At 68.0% G+C, this 15509-nt stretch carries 13 protein-coding genes; 2 read left to right on the top strand and 11 right to left on the bottom strand.

Translation table 11 applies throughout. From position 1 onward, the window contains the following. Positions 1 to 13: 13 nt before the first annotated feature. From LRH25_RS06885 to mnmG, 3 genes are all read right to left on the bottom strand, one after another. A complete protein-coding gene (locus tag LRH25_RS06885; RefSeq protein ID WP_141288726.1) occupies positions 14 to 805 on the bottom strand; it encodes a ParA family protein in 792 nt (263 codons plus the stop codon). A 330-nt stretch (positions 806 to 1135) separates the two neighbouring features. Beyond that, positions 1136 to 1798 (bottom strand): 16S rRNA (guanine(527)-N(7))-methyltransferase RsmG, encoded by a 663-nt coding sequence (gene rsmG, locus LRH25_RS06890; RefSeq protein WP_141288724.1) that lies wholly within the window; start codon positions 1796 to 1798, stop codon positions 1136 to 1138. Between the two features lie 43 nt (positions 1799 to 1841). Next, complete coding sequence (mnmG, locus tag LRH25_RS06895; RefSeq protein WP_141288722.1) at positions 1842 to 3803, bottom strand: tRNA uridine-5-carboxymethylaminomethyl(34) synthesis enzyme MnmG; 1962 nt, start codon at positions 3801 to 3803, stop codon at positions 1842 to 1844. A 207-nt stretch (positions 3804 to 4010) separates the two neighbouring features. On the opposite strand from mnmG, the gene LRH25_RS06900 reads away from it, so the two are divergent. After that, a complete protein-coding gene (locus LRH25_RS06900; protein ID WP_141288720.1) occupies positions 4011 to 4283 on the top strand; it encodes a YkgJ family cysteine cluster protein in 273 nt (90 codons plus the stop codon). Between the two features lie 8 nt (positions 4284 to 4291). Here LRH25_RS06900 and LRH25_RS06905 read toward each other — a convergent pair whose 3' ends face one another. The 4 genes from LRH25_RS06905 to LRH25_RS06920 form a co-directional block, all read right to left on the bottom strand. Beyond that, positions 4292 to 6505 carry a peptidase domain-containing ABC transporter gene (locus tag LRH25_RS06905; protein WP_231010534.1) on the bottom strand — a complete coding sequence of 738 codons (2214 nt, stop codon included), beginning with the start codon at positions 6503 to 6505 and terminating at the stop codon, positions 4292 to 4294. Positions 6506 to 6508: 3 nt separating this feature from the next. Beyond that, on the bottom strand, positions 6509 to 7774 hold the full coding sequence (locus LRH25_RS06910; protein WP_170200985.1) for a beta-barrel domain-containing protein: 1266 nt from the start codon (positions 7772 to 7774) through the stop codon (positions 6509 to 6511). A gap of 331 nt (positions 7775 to 8105) precedes the next feature. Beyond that, positions 8106 to 8276, bottom strand: a complete 171-nt coding sequence (locus tag LRH25_RS06915; RefSeq protein ID WP_170200984.1) for a hypothetical protein — start codon at positions 8274 to 8276, stop codon at positions 8106 to 8108. Positions 8277 to 8404: 128 nt separating this feature from the next. Beyond that, positions 8405 to 9133, bottom strand: coding sequence for an autoinducer binding domain-containing protein (locus tag LRH25_RS06920; protein WP_141289550.1), 729 nt, complete (start codon positions 9131 to 9133; stop codon positions 8405 to 8407). A gap of 143 nt (positions 9134 to 9276) precedes the next feature. On the opposite strand from LRH25_RS06920, the gene LRH25_RS33370 reads away from it, so the two are divergent. After that, a complete protein-coding gene (locus tag LRH25_RS33370; RefSeq protein ID WP_510591021.1) occupies positions 9277 to 9645 on the top strand; it encodes a DUF4902 domain-containing protein in 369 nt (122 codons plus the stop codon). 108 nt (positions 9646 to 9753) lie between these two features. On the opposite strand, the gene LRH25_RS06930 is transcribed toward LRH25_RS33370, so the two are convergent. The 4 genes from LRH25_RS06930 to LRH25_RS06945 form a co-directional block, all read right to left on the bottom strand. Continuing rightward, positions 9754 to 10917: an ABC transporter permease gene (locus tag LRH25_RS06930; protein ID WP_141289548.1), complete on the bottom strand. Its 1164-nt coding sequence runs from the start codon at positions 10915 to 10917 to the stop codon at positions 9754 to 9756. Further along, the gene (locus tag LRH25_RS06935) at positions 10914 to 11705 is read right to left on the bottom strand and encodes an ABC transporter ATP-binding protein (protein ID WP_231010536.1); all 792 of its coding nucleotides are present in this window, start codon (positions 11703 to 11705) and stop codon (positions 10914 to 10916) included. Before LRH25_RS06935 ends, LRH25_RS06930 begins: the two co-directional genes overlap by 4 nt. Beyond that, complete coding sequence (locus LRH25_RS06940; protein WP_231010537.1) at positions 11702 to 13174, bottom strand: alpha/beta fold hydrolase; 1473 nt, start codon at positions 13172 to 13174, stop codon at positions 11702 to 11704. Before LRH25_RS06940 ends, LRH25_RS06935 begins: the two co-directional genes overlap by 4 nt. 296 nt (positions 13175 to 13470) lie before the next feature. Continuing rightward, a complete protein-coding gene (locus LRH25_RS06945; protein WP_141289993.1) occupies positions 13471 to 15411 on the bottom strand; it encodes a S9 family peptidase in 1941 nt (646 codons plus the stop codon). Positions 15412 to 15509 lie beyond the last annotated feature (98 nt).

Below are 15509 nucleotides of genomic sequence, written 5' to 3' on the forward strand. Positions count from 1 at the left end.
GACGACCGGGCGATCACGCCATCAGGCGTCGATCGCCCTTCCCGCCAACCCGCTCCACCATCTCCGCGGCGAACTGCACAAAGGCCTGAGCGCCACGCGAGGCGGGGTCGAACACCACGCCCGGCAAGCCATAGCTGGGGGCTTCGGCCAGGCGGACGTTGCGAGGGATCACGCTGTCGAACACCTTGTCGCCGAAGTGCGTCTTCAGCTGCTCGCTGACCTGGGTCTGTAGCGTGATGCGCGGATCGAACATCACCCGCAGCAAACCGATCAGTTCCAGGTCGCGGTTCAGGTTGGCATGCACCTGCTTGATGGTATTGACCAGGTCAGTCAGCCCCTCCAGCGCAAAGTATTCGCACTGCATCGGCACGATCACGCCGTGTGCGCTGCACAGGCCGTTGAGGGTCAGCAGGCTCAGCGACGGCGGGCAGTCGATGAGCACGAAGTCATAGTCCGCAGCCGCGGCCTTCAGCGCGCCCCGCAGGCGCTCGTTGCGCCGCTCCAGCGCCACCAGCTCGACCTCGGCCCCGGCCAGTTCGCGGTTGGCGCCCAGCACGTCATAACCGGCCTTCTCGGCCCGGACCTTCGCCTCGGCAACGGTGGCCGTCTCCAGCAACACGTCATAGACATTGGTCTCCAGCGTGCGCTTGTCCACGCCCGAACCCATGGTCGCATTGCCTTGCGGATCGAGGTCCACCAGCAGCACGCGCTGGCCCACCTTGGCCAGGCCGGCGGCAAGGTTCACGCAGGTGGTCGTCTTGCCGACGCCGCCTTTTTGGTTGGCAATGCAGAAGATGCGGGACATGGACAGACAGTTGGCAACCGGGCCGGGCACCCGGCGAAGCGGGCATTGTCACCTGCGCAGAGCAGCTCCCGGTGGGCGAGGCCGTGGCTGCACGCGAAACGCCACAAGCTCGCTGAGTTTTGCCATCGAACTGCGCAGCGCGCCTTGCAGCTCGCAGCCCCACGCCTGTGGACAGACTTGTGGAAATGTCTTGTACAGCCGGTGGGTGACCTGGGGGCTGTAAGTTGAAAAAGTACCGAATTCGTGTGGACAAGCCTGTGGGCAGAATGCTGACAAGGCTGGGATGGACCTGGGGATGACCTGGGGACCCAGCTGTTGGCGGACGGCAGATCAGCGCGGCACCAGCCAGACCAGGCAGCGCTCGGCCGCCAGGCCCGGCACCTGCAGGGGCTGCACGCGCTGGATCACCACGTCCGCCGGCACCTCGGCCTGCTCGGCATCCTGCAGCTTGGCCTTCATCGCCACCCATTGGCCGCCGGGCGCCAGGCGCGCCCGGCTCAACGTCACGAAGTCCACCAACGAGGCAAACGCGCGCGAGGTGATCAGCTCAAACGGCGGCTCGGTCATCGCCTCCACGCGCTGGTGCGTGGCGTTGAGATTGGCCAGCCCCAGCTCCGCGCCCACTTGCCGGATGAAGCCGGCCTTCTTGGCAACGGTGTCCACGCAGGTGACCGACCAGGTCGGCCGGCAGATCGCCAGCACCACGCCGGGCAGCCCTGCCCCGCTGCCCACGTCCAGCAGCCGCCATGGCGCTGCATCGGCCGGTCGCTGCCCGGCGGCCGCATCCAGTGGACCCACCAGCGCCAGGCAGTCCAGCAGATGCTGGCTGAGCATTTCCCGCGGATCGCGGATGGCCGTCAGGTTGTAGACCTTGTTCCAGCGCGAGATCAGGTCCAGGTAGGCCAGCAACTGGGTCGGTGCCTGCGGCGGCAGCGTCAGGTGCAGCGCCTGCAGGCCGGCGTCCAGTGCGGACGAAAGAGGATGGGAGCTCATGCAGCGAAGGCAGCTTTTTGATGTGAAAACATGGCGCAAGATTTCAAGCTGCAGCCGGCGCGTCGTCCGGCAAGGCAAAACTGCTCAGGCGCTTCTTCTTCAAGTGGACCAGCAGCAGCGAGATGGCCGCAGGCGTCACGCCCGAGATGCGCGCCGCCTGGCCCAGGGTCTCGGGCCGATGGCGGGTGAGCTTCTGGCGCACCTCGTAGCTCAACGCGGTGACCTGGCCATAGTCCAGCTCGGCCGGCAGCCTCAGCGTTTCGTAGGCCTGGGCGCGGCCAACTTCCTCGACCTGCTTGTCAATGTAGCCGGCGTACTTGGTGGCAATCTCGATTTGCTCGATCACCGCATCCGCCAGTTCGGCGCCTAATTCGACTCGCAAGGTTTCACGTGAAACACCCGCCTCGGGCCGTGCCGTCGCGGCAATGCTGACGACGGTGTCGTAGTTCACCCCCGGCCGGCGCAACAAGTCTGTCAGGCTGTATTCGTGCTCGAGCGCCTTGCCCAGCACCGCCTCGGCATCGACCGCCGGGAAGTTGCGGGGATGCACCCAGGTCGCCTTGAGCCGCTCTGTTTCACGTGAAACAGCGTCGCGCTTGCGGTTGAACTGATCCCAGCGGGCATCGTCCACCAGCCCGATTTCGCGGCCCAGCTCGGTCAGGCGCGCATCGGCGTTGTCTTCCCGCAGCTGCAGCCGGAACTCGGCGCGGCTGGTGAACATGCGGTACGGCTCTGTCACGCCCTTGGTGATCAGGTCGTCAGCCAGCACGCCCAGGTAAGCCTGGTCGCGCCGCAGCGTCACCGGCGCCTTGCCCTGCACCTGCAGCGCGGCCTGCATGCCGGCGTACAAGCCTTGCGCCGCCGCCTCTTCGTAGCCCGTCGTGCCGTTGATCTGGCCGGCGAAGAACAGGCCGTTGACCTGCTTGGTCTCGAAGGTGGCGCGCAGCTCGCGCGGGTCGAAATAGTCGTATTCGATGGCGTAGCCCGGCCGCAGGATGTGGGCGTTTTCCAGGCCAAGCATCGAGCGCACGGCCGCCAGTTGCACGTCGAACGGCAGCGAGGTGGACACACCGTTCGGGTAGAACTCGTGCGTGGTCAGACCTTCTGGTTCCAGGAAGATCTGGTGCGCGTCCTTGTCGGCAAAGCGGTTGACCTTGTCTTCGATGCTGGGGCAATAGCGCGGCCCCACGCCTTCGATCATCCCGGTGAACATGGGGCTGCGGTCGAAGCCGCTGCGAATGATCTCGTGCGTGCGTGCGTTGGTGTGCGTGACCCAGCACGGCACCTGGCGCGGGTGCATGCGGGTGCTGCCCATGAAGCTGAACACCGGCACCGGTTCCAGGTCACCGGGCTGCTCGGCCAGCTTGGAGAAGTCGATGCTGCGCCCGTCCAGCCGCGGCGGCGTGCCGGTCTTCAGCCGGCCCTGAGGCAGCTTCAGTTCCTTCAAACGGGCCGACAGGCTGATCGCCGGCGGATCGCCCGCACGGCCGCCAGCGTGGTTCTGCAGGCCCACGTGAATCTTGCCGTCCAGGAAGGTGCCGGCGGTGAGCACCACCGCCCTGCCCCGGAAGCGAATGCCGACCTGCGTCACCGCCCCGACCACGTGATCGCCCTCCAGCATCAGGTCATCCACCGCCTGCTGGAACAGCGTCAGCCTGGGCTGGTTTTCCAGTTTGTGGCGGATCGCCGCCTTGTACAGCACCCGGTCCGCCTGGGCGCGGGTCGCGCGCACGGCCGGGCCCTTGCTGCCGTTCAGGATCCGGAACTGAATGCCGGCTTCATCGGTGGCCAGCGCCATCGCGCCGCCCAGTGCATCCACTTCCTTGACGAGATGGCCTTTGCCTATGCCGCCGATCGACGGGTTGCAGCTCATCTGCCCCAGCGTCTCGATGTTGTGCGTCAGCAGCAGCGTGTCGCAGCCCATTCGGGCAGCCGCCAGCGCGGCTTCGGTGCCGGCATGGCCGCCACCGACGACGATGACATCAAATTCTTTGGGATACAGCACGGCGTGCTCCTGGAAAGCGCAGGCGGCGTGGGCGCAAGCCCGCGCGACGCCGGTTGCGCAAATGGTGCGCAAGTTGGACAGGCCGACGGTTCGGCCAACCCTTGATTTTAGGGAATGCCGGCACATCCGTCACGCTGGCAGGGTCGCCGCCGAAGCCGCCAAAGCCGCACGTGGCAGCGCCCTGGTTTCACGTGAAACAATGCCGCGATGGAGTGCCGCCCCCATTGCGCAGCCTGCTGCATCGCCCCGTCCATCTCCAGCGCCATCCCCGGCATGCCGCAAGGCAAACCGGCAGGAGAGCGCTGCGTACAGTTGGACGACCAGGGCCGCTGCCAACTGTTTGGTGACCCCCGCCGGCCTTCGGTCTGCGGCTCGCTGCAACCGTCGCCCGACATGTGCGGCGAGCACCGCGAACACGCAATGTTGTGGATCGGACAGCTGGAGCGGCTCACACGCCCGGCGCACACCCCCTCGGGCTGAAGCCGAACTCAGGCCTCCTGGCCGCCGCCCACGCCACCCACCGTGCGCAGCGTCTGCACCACCCTGCCCGCCTGCAACACGATCACCCGCTGCGCGCTGGCAATCGTCTCGGGCCGGTGGGCCACGATGATGCGCGTCAGCTGCAGCTGCTGCACCGCGCGGTTGACCAGACGCTCTCGGTCAACGTCCAGCGCGCTGGTGGCCTCGTCCAGCAGCAGGATGCGCGGCCGTTTGTACAGCGCGCGGGCCAGCAGCACACGCTGCTTCTGCCCGCCCGAGAGCGTCGTGCCCATGTCGCCGACCAGCGTGGCGTAGCCCATCGGCATCGCCGCGATGTCTTCGTGCACCGAGGCCAGCCTGGCGCATTCGACGACCCACAGCGGGTCGGCATCCGGCGCGAAAAATGCAATGTTGTCGGCAATCGAGCCGGCGAACAGCGGCTCGTCCTGCATCACGGTCCCGATCAGCGAGCGCCAGCGCTGGCGGCCTATGCGCGCCATCGGCAGGCCATCGATCAGCACCTCGCCGGCCTGCGCCTCGTGAATGCCCAGCAACAGCTTCAGCAACGTCGTTTTGCCACAGCCGGACGGTCCGACGATGGCCACCGACTCGCCGGCCGCGATCTCGAAGCTCAGGCCACTCAGCACCTCGGGTTCGGTGTCTGAATAACGGAAATGCAGGCCCTGCACCGTGAGCCGCCCGGTGATGGTCGGCAGGTTGCCTCGCTGGCCAGGCAAGGCCGCCTCCGGGGGGGTGAGCACGATGTCGGCCAGGCGCTCGCCCTGCAGCCGCAACAGCCGCAGCTCACCCGCCTTGTCGACCAGTGCGCTGGCGCGGGTCGCAAACTGCTCCTGGTAGGCCAGGAACGCGAACAGCATGCCGGCGCTGAACTGCTGGTCCAGCACTGCCAGTGCACCCAGCCAGATCACGGCCACGCGCTCCAGCCCGAAGATCAGCCGCTGGCCCACCGACATCACCAGCTCGTGCCGGCGCAGCGCCAGCGCGGCATTCATCGAATCGACCACCAGGTTCATGAAGCGCGACTGGCGGCCCGCCTCGCCGTTGAACAGCTTGATCGCGCCGACGCCGCGCAGCGACTCCAGGAAGTGGCTGGCCTTCTTCGCCTCGTGCACCAGCGCCTCTTCAGAAGCCTCGCGCATCGCGCCGTCCAGGCTCCAGCGCAGCAGCGTGTACAGCAGCACCGCGCCAATCGCCACGGCCGCCAGCAATGGGCTGTACAGCCCCATCAACGCCAGCGTCAACAGCACCATCAGCCCGTCGATCAGGGCCTCGGCGAACTTGGTGCTCAAAGTGTCCTGGATCTGCTGCACCGCGCTGAAGCGGGACCAGATGTCGCCGGTGTGGCGGCGCTCGAACCAGTCCATTGGCAAACGCAGCAGGTGGGCAAACACATTGCCCAGCCACTGGAACTTCAGCATCGCCGACAGGTGCAGCACCGCCCACGAGCGCGCTGCCGCCGTCAGCACCTGCAGCAGCACCAGGCCGGCAAAGCCCAGGCCCAGCGTGGTCAGCAGGTCGCGCTCGCCACTGACCAGCACGCCGTCCACCACCCACTGCAGGAAAAACGGCGTCAGCAGCAGCCACAGCTCCAGCGCCACCGCCAACAGCAGCACCTGGCCCAATGCGCGCTTGAGCCCGCTGACGCGGCCCAGCAGCTGGCGCCAGCGCAGTGGCCGCCGAGCCTCGCCCACGTGAAACCCGGCCCCTGGCGTGAATTCGAGCGCCACGCCGCTGAAATGCGGCGACAGCGCTGGAAGGCGCATGCGGCGCACGCCGCGCGCCGGGTCGTGCACCGTCGCCACGCCGCGCTTGAACTCGGCCAGCACCACGAAGTGGTTCAGGTCCCAATGCAGGATGCAAGGCAGCGCCAGCTGGCCAAACTGCTCGGGCTCGGCGCGCAGCGCGCGCGGGGTCAGGCCCATCGCCGCGCCTATGTCGGCCACGTCGGCCGCGGTCGCACCCTTCATCGAGATCTGGAAACGCTCGCGCAGGCTGGGCAGGTCGGTGTGCATGCCGTGCGCGCCGGCAATCATCGCCAGACAGGCCAGGCCACACTCGGCGGCTTCGGTCTGCAGGATCAGCGGCACCTTGGGCCGCAGCCAGCCAAAGCGCAGGCGGGGTTCGGCGGGTTGCACCGCCTCTGTCGCCAAGCTGCTGTCATCGACCGGCCCACCCTCGGCGCCCGTGCCCTGCCCTCGCATGCCTCAAATCCTCTTGCGCCAGCCCAGCAAGGGCTCGAACAACCACTCCGCCAGCCGGCGCCGCTCCAGCAGCACGTCGGCCTCCAGCTGCATGCCCGGCAGCAGCGGACGCGCCTGGCCGTCGGCGCTCATGGACTGCATGGCCAGTGCCACGGTGATGCGGTACATCGGCTCACTGCCCGCGCCCTGCTTGACCGTCAACGGCACGCTGGCCAGCTCCCCCGCCTGCACCGGTGCCAGTGCCACCTGGATGACGTCCCCGTTCAGCCAGCCATAACGCTGGTACGGATAGGCCTGCAGCCGCAGCTGCACCGTCTGGCCAACCGCCACGAAACCCAGCGCGCTGGACGGGGCATACAGCTGGGCCTGCAGCTTGGCGCCGGCTGGCAACAGCGTGGCCAACGCAGCATCTGCATTCACCGGTTGGCCAGCGCTCACATTCACGCTACTCAGCGTGCCGTCAGATGGCGCACGCAGCAGCAGCGTGCGTTGGGTCGCCGCCTCGTTCGCGCGGGCGGCCGTCTCGGCAATCTCGTCGCGTTGGCGCAGCAGGTCGCTGACCTGCTGCGCCGACTGCAGCGGCAACTCACGCTGCTCCGCCTGCAACTGGGTCAGCTCGCGCGCCAGCGTCTGGCGCTGGCGTTGCAACGCAGCGGCCTCGGCGCGCAGGCCCAGCACGTCCTCGGCCCTCGCCTGCACCTGCGCCGAAGACACGAACTGCGATTTCTCCAGCGCCTCCAGCCGGGCCTGGGCCTTTTCCGCCAGCGCCAGCCGTTGCGCCTGCAGCCTGGCCTGATCGTCGAGTTGCGCCAGCTCGCGCTGCAGGCCTTCAGCCCGATCGGCCTGGCCGTGCGCCTGCTCGCCCTGCAAGCGGCTTGCACGCTGCGCAGCTTCTTCCAGGCTGCGAATGCGGGCATCGAAGGTCTGCTGCAACTGGGCCTGGGAGCTTTCATTCAGGCGCGCACCGTCCACCCTCAGGGTGAACAGCAGGTCACCTGCATGCACCTGCTGGCCCTCGGCCACCGACACCTGCTGCACCGTGGCCGCCAGCGGCGGCACGATGCGCACCAGGCCCTGGTCGGGCATCAGCACGCCGCTCAAATGCGCCCGTCGGCTGGCCTGGCCCAGCACCAGGAAGGCGCCCACCAGCAGCAAGCTGAGCAGCACGCCTGTCGTGATCCAGCGCAGGCCCAGCGGCCGCGACAACTGGATCGCGCCCAGCCATTCCTGCTGGCGGTGCTGTACCGCCTCTGGCCTGAACAAGCTCATGGCAGCCCAGCCCCGGGCCATGCTGGGTTGGCAATGCGCATCGGCAGATAAGGCCTAGGGCTGCTCATGGCCACATGATAGGAGGCCGACCCCCTCGGTTGATGGCGATGGGCCACCCGCAGCGCACGCGACGGGCCCCAAAAAAAGCAAAGGGCGACCGGACACGAAGTCCGGTCGCCCATGCAGTTTTCGCTTCTTATATTCCCAAGACGTCCGTCCTGGCCTTCCCTTTTTTCCTTCTGGAGACCGAGTGACAGCGAGAAAAATGGCCTGCGCTTACCGCAGGCAGCAACCGGATGCTTTGCCCGGTCGCGAGTGAATCAGTGGGGGCTTACCAGGTGCCCTTGGGCAGGTCGCCACCGTCGGTGCCACCGGACACGGCGCGCAAGGCCTGCCGATCCAGCGTGCGCAGCGGTGCAGCAGCTTGCGGGGCGCGCCGGGCGACGGCACCACGCGAGGCACCGAAGGCTTGGCGGACGAAAGATTTCAGGGCTTGCTTCATGGGGTCACTCCGGTGGGGTTGCGCGCATCGATTGCGCATGGCCTCATTGAAGCAAGTCTCGCCATTTGCCGACACTGTCAACTCTGACAGGGTCCCCGCGTCCGGCCCGCATGCTGGCGGGCGGCTCACTAGTGGATCAAACCCAGGCGCAAGGCCTTCAGTACCGCCTGGTGCTTGTTGATCGAGCCAAGCTTGTGCATCGCGTTCTGCAAATGCAGCACCGCGGTGCGTTCGCTGATGCCGAGGATGGAACCGACTTCCCAGGCGGTCTTGCCTTCCATGGTCCAGCGCAGGGCTTCCAGCTCGCGCGGCGTCAGCTTGGGCCGCTCGAGCTGGCGCCCGGGCGGCACGAACAAGCGCATTGCGGCATCCTGCGCGTGCACTGCAAACAACTGCAGATCGGCCACGATGCGGCTCAGCGAACCCGGCTCGGTCGGCAAGGCCTCGTCGCGATCCACGCCCAGCGTGAAGTGACGGCCGTCAGGGAAATGCATGGCCAGCGCTACGCCGGTGCGGTAGCCGAAAGCAGCCTGCTCTTCCCAGAGCTCGCCGGCATCTTGGCTGACGTAGGTGTCCTGGTTCCAGATGATGGGCAGCGTGCCACGCCTGCAGTGCTGCATGACCGGGTCGCGCCGGCCATCGGTGTTGTTGGTGAACACGTCGCGGAAAGCCTGCGGCGTGTTGTCGACGGTGATGAACTCGGACTGCGTCAACGACAGGTCGATCACCGTCATCGCCGACACATAGGTGAAGCCGAGCTCATTGGCAAAACGCACGATCTCACTGCGGAAATCGTCCCGCGACTGAGCCTGCATCACCGACAGGAAACTGCCGCCCAGCATGGGGGAACTGGTCATGCCACCCCCCCATTCGCGGCGCCAGGGCTTGTTGTCCAAGCCCTGACAGGTCTTACATCTAGCAAGCGCAAGACGTGCACTCCAGACTACGGGTCATGCTCTCGCCACAGAACGCTCCAACGCCCCACAGCCAGCGCAGCACCATGCCACCCCCCTGGTCCATCTATTTGTGGCCCACGGTATTTTGTCAGGCAAACACGCAACGCAGGCTGCAATTCGTGCACTTAGGTACACGCATCACACGCGGTGGCCCTCATGGCGAACGCCTTGCGGGTCAGACCATGTGGTGCGAGCGTACCCGAAAGCGAGAGGCCGGGTTGCTGTGGGACTGGGCAGAAATCCAGCACGGGGTCGTCGCGATGGTCGACCCGATGGGCGTGTTGACCAATCTGCGCCTGGTCAGCGATGCCGGTGACGTGCTGAGCGCGCCGGAATCGGCGCTGCACCTGAGCCAGCTGGTTCGGCAATTGCCGTGGCAGGACGAAGTCTGGCGCGCCGTCTGCCAGGCTTGAATGGGGCACCCGGCTCCGCGAGTACGCGAAGCCACCCGCCAAGCGGGTTGCGCAGGCCGCTTGGGGCGGCCCGGCGCGGCCTGCGCTGGGCGGTGATCCAGCCTCGCTTCAGCGCACCGCAGCGCGCTTGAACTGCCGAGCCACGAAGGCCAGGCACAGCACGGTCAGTCCCGCGCAGGCCAGCAGCGGCTCGGCCCACTCGATGGGCGTGATGGCCTCGCCGCGCAGCACGCGGTTCATCAGCGTCGACTGCGCGAGCGCCGGCAGCCACAGGTGCCAGGGCTTTTCGCCGTCCTGGTTGATCATGTTCATCATCGGCAGCAGCGAGACCACCAACACGATCACCGTGGCGCTGGCCTGCGCCTCCTTGAAGGTCTTGCAGCGGATCGCGATCGCCATCAGCAGCGCAGACAAGGCGCCGGCCAGCGGCGCCAGCAGCGCCAGGAAGGCCAGCGCCTCGGGCAAGCCGTACTGGAAGGTCGCCGCCAGCGTCTCGCTGCGCAACAACCATTGCCCCGGCAGGAAGCTGAAGCTCGACAGCAGCGCGATCAGCATCGCCACCGCGGCCACCGCGCCCCACTTGCCCAGCACCAGCGCACCACGGCTGGCGGGGTTCATCAGCAAGGGCTCCAGCGAGCCCCGCTCACGCTCGCCGGCCGTGCTGTCCAGCGCCGCATTCAGCGCGCCGTAGAGCACGGCCATCAGCACGAAAAACGGCAGCATCGCGGTCAGCCGGGCCGCGCGTGCGGCCGGATTGGCCAGGTCGCGTTGCTCCACCTGCGTGGCCTGCAGCAAGCCCATCGAAACGCCGCGCAGCGAAAGGCGCAGCGCCGCCTGCTCGCGGTTGAAGCCCTGCAACAGGCCCGCGATGCGGTTCACGCTGCCTTCGGCGCGCTGGTTGGCGCTGGAGCTCACCAGCTCGACCAGCGGCATCTCGCCCTTGGCCAGGTCGGCCTCGAAGTCCTTCGGTACCACCACCACCGGGTCGCCCAACTTGCTGGTGTCCAGTTGCCGTTCGTAGTCGGCCGGCGCTTCACTCACCGTGTAGGTCTGGCGCAGCAGGTAGTTGTGCAGCGTCGGCGCATTCGCCAGCCCGGCCACCACCACCTCGCGCGCCTCGGCCCGCTTTTCGATGCTGGAGACCAGCGTCGAGATCAGCACCAGCACCAGCGGCCCCATCGCGACCGAGCTGAGCAGCACGGTCAACAGCGTGCGCCGGTCGCGCAGCGCATCGACCAGCTCCTTCCAGAACACACTCCACGCGGCATTCATGACAACCCCCTGCTCGCGGCCAGCGCCTGGCTGGTCCGCTCTTCTTCACTGAACGCCAGGCTCACGAAAGCCTCCTCGAAGTCCTTTTCGCCGGTGCGCGCCAGCAGCGCCGGCACCGTGCCCTCGGCCACCGTGCGGCCGTGGGCGATCACCACCACCTCGTCGCACAATCGCTCGACCTCCTGCATGATGTGCGTGGAGAAGACGATGCACTTGCCCTCGTCGTCGCGCAGCCGGCGCAGCGCCTCGCGCAGGCTGCGCGTGGCCAGCACGTCCAGCCCGTTGGTCGGCTCGTCGAGGATGATGTTGGGCGGGTTGTGCACCAGCGCGCGGGCGAGCGCCGTCTTCATGCGCTCGCCCTGGCTGAAGCCGTCGGTGCGGCGCTCCAGCAGCGGCGCCATGTCCAGCACCTTGGCCAGCGTGTCGGCACGGGCGCTGGCCGCGGCGCGGCTCATGCCGTGCAGCCGGCCGTAGTAGACGATGTTCTCGCGCGCCGTGAGCCGCGGGTACAGCCCGCGCGCGTCGCTGAGCACGCCCAGCCGGGCCAGCGCCTGCATCGGCTGCTGCGCCACGTCGATGCCGTCCACCGCGATGCGGCCGGTGTCCGGCGGCAGCAGCGCGGCGACCATGCGCAGCGTGGTCGTCTTGCCGGCGCCATTGGGCCCCAGCAGCCCGGTGATGCGGCCGTCCCGCGCCTGCCAGCTCACGCCGTCCACCGCCAGCACCGTGCGCGCCTGCCTGCCTCGGCCCTGCTGGAAGCGCTTGGCCAAATCCTGTACCTCAATCATGACGCGGCTCCTGAGGCGGCGGGGGAAGTTGCCGGTGCCTGCTGCAGCGGCAGCAAGGCGGGCGGGCGCGGCAGCAGCCTGGTGCAGCCGGCATCCTTGGGCGCGTCGGCCAGCGCCTTGGCGGCGTCGTCCTGGTTGATGAAGCGGTACACCACGTCGCGCATGCAGCCCTGGGCCATCACGCCGTGGCCGCTGTTGGGCACCACCACGTGCACCGCCTGCGGGCCCAGCGCCTTGGCGACACGCGCCGCATGCCGCGGCGGCGTCACCGGGTCGAACGCGCCCGACAGCAGCAGCACAGGCGCCGTGGACGGGTGAATCTCGTAGAAGGCCGGCGGAAGCTCGCCGCGTGGCCAGTCGGTGCAGGCGCGCTGGTACATACGCGCTTGGCCGTCGCCAAAATCGGCGCCGGGCTTGTCGGTGCCCAACGGCATGCGCGGCACGTCCTCGGCGCAGACGACAGAGAAATGCATGCCGCTCGCGATGCCCAGACCGCGGCCACCGCCTGCGGCCCCCAGGCCCAGGCCAACCAGCCCGGCAAAGCGCCCTTCGCTCGCCTCCTGCACCGCCAGCGGCAGGCCGGCGGCCAGCCAGGGCGCGTACAGCGGCAAGCGCACCACGCCGGTCAGCATGTCGCGCGTCAAGGTGACCTTCTCCTCGCGGCCGGTCATCGGCTGCGGCAGCGTCACCTCGCGCGGCAGGCTGGCGAGAATCTGTTGCCACTGGCTGCGCAGCGCGGGGTATTGGGCGTGACAGGCGGCGTTGCGCTCGCAGTCGCCGAACAAGGCGTCGAGCGCGGCCTGCGCGTCGGTCGAGAAAGACAGCGGCAGCACCATGTCCGGCGGCGCCACGCCGTCCAACACCAGGCGGCGCACCTGCTGCGGGAACTGACGCAGGTAGTCCAGGCCGGCGCGGGTGCCGTAGGAGCCACCCATCAGGTTGATCTGGCCGTAGCCCAGCGCCTTGCGCACGGCTTCGAGGTCGGCCATCGCGATCGGGGTGGTGAACTGGCGCAGGTCACCGTAAGGCAGCTTCTGCAGCCGCTCGCGGCAGCGCACCAGCAGCGCGGCTTCCTGGGCCGGATCGGCGCTGTCGCGCAGCGAGCGCGTCGGTGCCTGGTCGTCGCAGCGCAGCGGTGCGCTGTCGCCGGTGCCGCGCTGGTCGACCAGCACGATGTCGCGCCGGTTCAGCAAACGGGCCGTGATGCGCTGCACCGTGCCAGCCAGCTCGATGGCGCTCTGGCCGGGGCCACCGGCCAGGAAAAACACCGGGTCGGGTTTCGGGTTGCGCGCCACCGCCGGAAGCACGGCGACATGCAGGTCGATCTGCACGCCGTCCGGCTTGCTCGGGTCCAGCGGCCGCTTCAGCACGCCGCAGCGCGCACCGACCTCCACGCCCTTGAGCCGGCAAGGCTGCAGGCTAAGGCCCGGCAGCGTGGCCGCGCCCGCAGCTTCAGCTGGTGCCGGCAAACAGGCGAGCAAAGGCACGGCCAAGGCCGGCGCGGTGGCGCTGTTGCACAACAGGCGAACTGCCGACCTGGGATCTGGCGAAGGCCGGCGCCCGCGGCTTCGCGGGGCGGGCCGGAGGGGAAGGATGAATTGCATGCGGCGCATTCTCGCCAGCGCTCGCAGTCGCCAGGCACCGCCCCCCATGAATGGCGGATCGGCCGACACGAGCGGTGGCCTTTCGCGCACGAACTGCGGCCGCAGGGTGTCAAAACAAGGAGGGGCCCGCAGGCCCTCTCGTGGGATCGAACGCCGAAAGCTCAGGGTTTGAGGTGCTGGCCGAAGAAGCTTTCCATCGCGCCGTAGAACTCGAACTGGTTCTCCTCGTTGTGGAAGCCGTGGCCCTCGTTGTCTTTCACCAGGTACTGCACCGTGACACCCCGCTTCTTCAGCGCCTCCACCACCTGGTCGCTCTCGGCCTTGTTGACACGTGGATCCTTGGCGCCCTGGGCGATCAGCAGCGGGGTCTGGATGCGATCCACGTGCAGCGCGGGCGAGGTGGCGGCCAGGCGGGCGTTGTCCTTCGGATCATCCGGGTTGCCGACCATCGCGTACATCTGCTGGCGGAACGGCTCCCAGTACGGCGGGATCGTCTTCATGAAGGTGAACAAGTTGGACACGCCGACGTAATCCACCGCGGCCGCATAGAGCTTGGGCGTGAAGGTCACGCCGGCCAGCGTGGCATAACCGCCGTAGCTGCCGCCGTACAGGCCAATGCGCTTCGGATCGGCAATGCCCTGGCCGACCAGCCAGGCCACGCCGTCGCTGATGTCGTCCTGCATCGACAGGCCCCACTGGCCGAAGCTGGCTTCCCAGAACTTGCGGCCGAAGCCGGTGGAGCCGCGGAAGTTCATCTGCAGCACGCAGTAGCCTCGGTTGGCGAGGAACTGCACCTCCGGGTTGAAGCCCCACTGGTCGCGCGCCCACGGGCCGCCGTGCGGGTTGATCACGCAGGCCAGGTTCTTCGGCGCGCGGTCAACCGGCAGCGTCAGGTAGGCGGGGATCTCCAGCCCGTCGCGGGCGCGGTAGCGCACCGGCTGCATCGTCGCCATCTGCGCCTCGGGCAGCCTGGGGTTGATGTCGGCCAGCTTGCTCAAGGTGTCGGCCTTGGCGTCGTACAGGTAGCGCGTGCCAGGCGTGCGGTCGCTGGCGGCGGCGACCACGAACTTGTCCTCGGCCCGCGTGCTGGCCTGCAGCATCAGCTCGTAACCCGGCAGCTTCTGCGCCAGCCTAGCGTAGAGCTGCGTGGTCGCCGCGTCGAAGCTGTGGCGGCCCTGCTTGTCCTCGGTGAACTCGGCCACCGTCAGCACCTTGCGCAGCCGCGAGTAGCTGGCGCCGGAGAGGTCCACCGTCGGGTGTTCGTAGACCACCTGCTCCAGGTCGGGCTTGCCGGGGTCCAGCTTGACCAGCGCCTTGCGGTCCCGCCCGCGGTTGGACAGCAGGTACAGGCCCTGGTTGTCGAAGTCGAAGAACTGCGGGCTGACCTCGGTGCGGAAATCGGTCGCGATGATGGCCTTGAACTCGTCGGCCTCGGTGGCGCGGTACAGCAGCTGGTTGTTGACGCCGTCCGACGCCACCGCCACGCGCAGCTTGCCGGCATGGTCCGGCAGCCAGGCGACGATGTTGCCGGGATTGCGTGCCACCAGCGTCTCGGCGCCGGTCTTCACGTTGACGCGGTAGACGTCCATCGCCTGCTTGTCGCGCCTGTTGTGCTGCAGGAGGATGTTGTCCGGGTCTTCGTCCAGCGTGTCGATGATCTCGGCCCGCGCCCCTTCGTACGGGCTCAGGTCGCGCACCTGGCCGCTCACGGCATCGACCGCGACCACGTGGAAGTTCTCGTCGCCGCCGAAGTCCTTCTGGAACAGCAGCGTGCCGTCGCCTTTCCAGAAGTAGTTGGCGATGTCGCGTGCGCTTTCGCGCGTCAGCTGGCGCGGCTGACCGGTCGGCTTGCTGCCGTCCAGGGTCTGCACGAACAGGTTGCGGCGCGGCGTGGGGCCGCCATCGCCCACGGCAGGCTGCATCCAGGACAGCCAGCGCCCGCCATCGCTGATGCGGAAGAAGCCTTGTGGCGGGCTGGCGAAGAAGTCGCGCAGCGGGAATTGCGGCGCTGGCGTGGCGGCAGGCGCCTCTGCAGCCCAGGTCTGAAGCGACGCGGTGGCCAGCAGGCCGGTCAGCAGCGCCGGGGCCAGCAGGGGCAGCATGGTCTTGGCATCAAATGGCATGAGCAATGACTCCCGAAATTTCTGGAATCCTGATGCTCGCTCGCCACGGCCACTGCGGGTAGCCGGCTGCGACCGGC

It is taken from the genome of Ideonella azotifigens (assembly GCF_021043325.1).
In the GTDB taxonomy this organism is placed as follows: Bacteria; Pseudomonadota; Gammaproteobacteria; order Burkholderiales; family Burkholderiaceae_C; genus Ideonella; species Ideonella azotifigens.

Coding starts and splice junctions, on each gene's coding strand:
- LRH25_RS06885 (WP_141288726.1), bottom strand. CDS start 805: ATGTCCCGCATCTTCTGCATTGCCAACCAAAAAGGCGGCGTCGGCAAG.
- rsmG (WP_141288724.1), bottom strand. CDS start 1,798: ATGAGCTCCCATCCTCTTTCGTCCGCACTGGACGCCGGCCTGCAGGCG.
- LRH25_RS06900 (WP_141288720.1), top strand. CDS start 4,011: ATGGAGTGCCGCCCCCATTGCGCAGCCTGCTGCATCGCCCCGTCCATC.
- LRH25_RS06905 (WP_231010534.1), bottom strand. CDS start 6,505: ATGCGAGGGCAGGGCACGGGCGCCGAGGGTGGGCCGGTCGATGACAGC.
- LRH25_RS06910 (WP_170200985.1), bottom strand. CDS start 7,774: ATGAGCTTGTTCAGGCCAGAGGCGGTACAGCACCGCCAGCAGGAATGG.
- LRH25_RS06915 (WP_170200984.1), bottom strand. CDS start 8,276: ATGAAGCAAGCCCTGAAATCTTTCGTCCGCCAAGCCTTCGGTGCCTCG.
- LRH25_RS06920 (WP_141289550.1), bottom strand. CDS start 9,133: ATGACCAGTTCCCCCATGCTGGGCGGCAGTTTCCTGTCGGTGATGCAG.
- LRH25_RS33370 (WP_510591021.1), top strand. CDS start 9,277: ATGCCACCCCCCTGGTCCATCTATTTGTGGCCCACGGTATTTTGTCAG.
- LRH25_RS06930 (WP_141289548.1), bottom strand. CDS start 10,917: ATGAATGCCGCGTGGAGTGTGTTCTGGAAGGAGCTGGTCGATGCGCTG.
- LRH25_RS06935 (WP_231010536.1), bottom strand. CDS start 11,705: ATGATTGAGGTACAGGATTTGGCCAAGCGCTTCCAGCAGGGCCGAGGC.
- LRH25_RS06945 (WP_141289993.1), bottom strand. CDS start 15,411: ATGCTGCCCCTGCTGGCCCCGGCGCTGCTGACCGGCCTGCTGGCCACC.